Here is a 618-nt window from a genome sequence, read left to right on the forward strand (position 1 = left end):
GCATTCACATTGTCACTTAATTCCACTTCTGTGCTGTCAACGAGAAGTCGATATTTAAAGATGTCTTTTCCAGATGCAGCGATAAAGCTATCAATATCCTTTTTACTGATCTGATGGTCTGCTCGATAAAACTTACATTGAATAGCCACATAGCCCTCTTGATTGCGAAGCTTTGCCACCAGATCAATGCCGATATCATTTTTATTCCAACCTTCACGCTCTTCAGCCCATTCATAATAGGTTTCTACCTTTTCATATCGTCCATAATGGAGAGGGTCATGCATAAGATATTTTGTCACAAAATCTTCAAACACTTTCCCCCGTAGAGCATTTGATGTTGCCTGTTCACGATAGGATTGTAAAAGGGAGCGTAAAGTGAATTGTTCATTATCAGACTTAATAGATTGAAGCATATTGTAATAAAAATCCCTTGCCTTATGAGATGATTAATAATCATCAAAAGAATCAAAACGAATTCAATTAAATGCACTTAAAGCAAATAACGATAAAAATGGGAAAAAACTGCTAAAAAAGCGGATAAATTTTTTTCAAAAGGGGTCTTTAAGGCTGCTTATCAACAGCCCATGACATGGAATAAGATCAGCAAAGTAGTGAAAT

Annotated in this window: 1 protein-coding gene; it reads right to left on the minus strand. The window is 35.8% G+C overall.

What is annotated here, in order from left to right:
- The coding region (locus ACFIN0_RS10100) for a helicase (protein ID WP_375702492.1) at positions 1 to 413 on the minus strand (413 nt) is incomplete at its 3' end.
- Positions 414 to 618 lie beyond the last annotated feature (205 nt).

The sequence above is a fragment of the Bartonella sp. AA89HNZF genome (assembly GCF_042196905.1).
Lineage (GTDB): Bacteria > Pseudomonadota > Alphaproteobacteria > Rhizobiales > Rhizobiaceae > Bartonella.